The sequence below is a fragment of the Sphingobacterium sp. IITKGP-BTPF85 genome, assembly GCF_001006065.1.
Lineage (GTDB): Bacteria > Bacteroidota > Bacteroidia > Sphingobacteriales > Sphingobacteriaceae > Sphingobacterium > Sphingobacterium anhuiense.
In genome coordinates, this window is the sequence record NZ_ASZT02000289.1 from 1 (window position 1) to 1,778 (window position 1,778).

1 protein-coding gene and 1 pseudogene are annotated in these 1,778 nt (G+C 42.4%); both read right to left on the reverse strand.

Translation table 11 applies throughout. The features are described from left to right. Positions 1-88: 88 nt before the first annotated feature. A pseudogene (gene istB / locus L950_RS25190) lies at positions 89-804 on the reverse strand (IS21-like element helper ATPase IstB). A 48-nt stretch (positions 805-852) separates the two neighbouring features. Further along, the coding region (locus L950_RS31215; RefSeq protein WP_046792124.1) for a Mu transposase domain-containing protein at positions 853-1,778 on the reverse strand (926 nt) is incomplete at its 5' end.

Sequence of the window (1,778 nt, forward strand, 5' to 3'; positions counted from 1 at the left end):
TGGATATACTGGTGATATTGACCCCTCTGCTGGACATACTGACCCCTCTGTTGAGGATTTCTTCAGTCCAACTGATGACCTGACAATATTACTTCTTTTTTCTTAGACTTTCGCCTTTTAACTCAATTCGATATGAACCATGAATTAGCCTATCGAGTATTGCATCCGCAATTGTATCTTCTCCGATTACATCATACCAACTTGCAACTGGTAGCTGGCTTGCAATCACTGTAGATGCTTGGCATGTCTATCTTCAATTATTTCCATCATATCCAGTCTTTGATGCTGGTCTAGGTTTACTAGGCCGAAATCGTCAATAATAAGAAGGTCTGTTTTTGATATTTTATCCATTAACTTATGTAGCGTACCTTCCAAACGAGCCATTTTCGTCTTTAGAAGTAGCTTTTGCAGATTAAAGTACAGTACCTTATAACCTTGTGCACAAGCTTGATGACCTAAGGCGGAGGCTAGAAAACTCTTCCCGCAGCCTGTAGCGCCACTGATCAGTATCGGATCTCCTTTTTTGATGTACTCGCCCGTAGCTAGGGCAGTGATCATTCCCTTGTCCAATCCTCTGGTAGCTACCATGTTTATCTCTTCTATTGAAGCCTGGTAGCGGAACCCCGCATTCTGCTTAAGGCGGTCAAACCGCTTTTCGTCCCTTTCATCTGCTTCTGCCTGCAACAATAGGGTTAACCCTTCAGAAAGAGTGAGTTCAGTGCTCCGGCGTGTTTCGTTCAGAGCTTTCCAGTTACGCTCCATACCGTGTAGGCGTAACGCTCTCATTTGTGTTTCAATGTTCATTTTAGTGTATTTATATCATTTTATTATGTTCATTCTGCTATTTCTTGGTCATTGTGCACCCAATCCGTCCTTTGACTGATCGCAGAGTGTCGGCTGGCTACTTGCATAATATGCTCTACCTCGTATATTGACATGTTCTGGCAATGCGTCTTTTACTAGCGGTTCTTCTTCGCTGTTAGCGATGCCGTTTTCAAGTACGTTCTTAAAGAAATAGTAAGTGTAAAGCTTGTTTTTTAGAACATACTTACATGCTTTATCAAACTCTTCTACTGGAAAGTCCCGCTTTAACTTGAATAGGCCATCACAGGTACGGTATAACTGTTCAGGGTAGCGGGCTCGCTTAAAAAGAACTTGCATAAGCTCATGGAACTCTGGTGAGTGCTCTCTAGCCCGGGCTAAATAGGTCTCATGACTTCGTTTCTTGTAGGCTTGATGTTCGGACTTTAAGTGTTCTGCAACAGTGGTATAGGTATTTTCCCTATAACTCCGTATATGCACAGCGATCTGTTTTCCTTTACAATAGATCGATACCATAGTACGCGTATAGATAAGCTTCACTTTCATTCCGATGTAGGTAAATGGGACACTGTAATAGTGTTTGTTGCGCTGCAGGTAGATATGGCCATTGTTTCCTACTTTGAGTTCTGCGTAGTACTTTAACTCGAATCGCTCACTTGGAAGCTCATCCAGTGTAGACTTTTCTGCACTTAAGAACCGTTCTTCTCGGCAATATGGTTTTTGTTGCATGCGCGTCTGGTTATGCTTTAACATACAGGTGTTTATAGCTTGATTAAGTGTGTGTATATCGAAGAACTGCTGGTTTCGAAGAGGAGCAAATACGCGGCTATAAATCATTTTTACCTGGTTTTCTACTAGCGACTTATCCTTAGGACGAGCTGAGCGAGCCGGGACTACAACTGTACCATAATGGTTGGCAAAGTCTTCCATGGATTGATTCAGGACCGGTTCATATT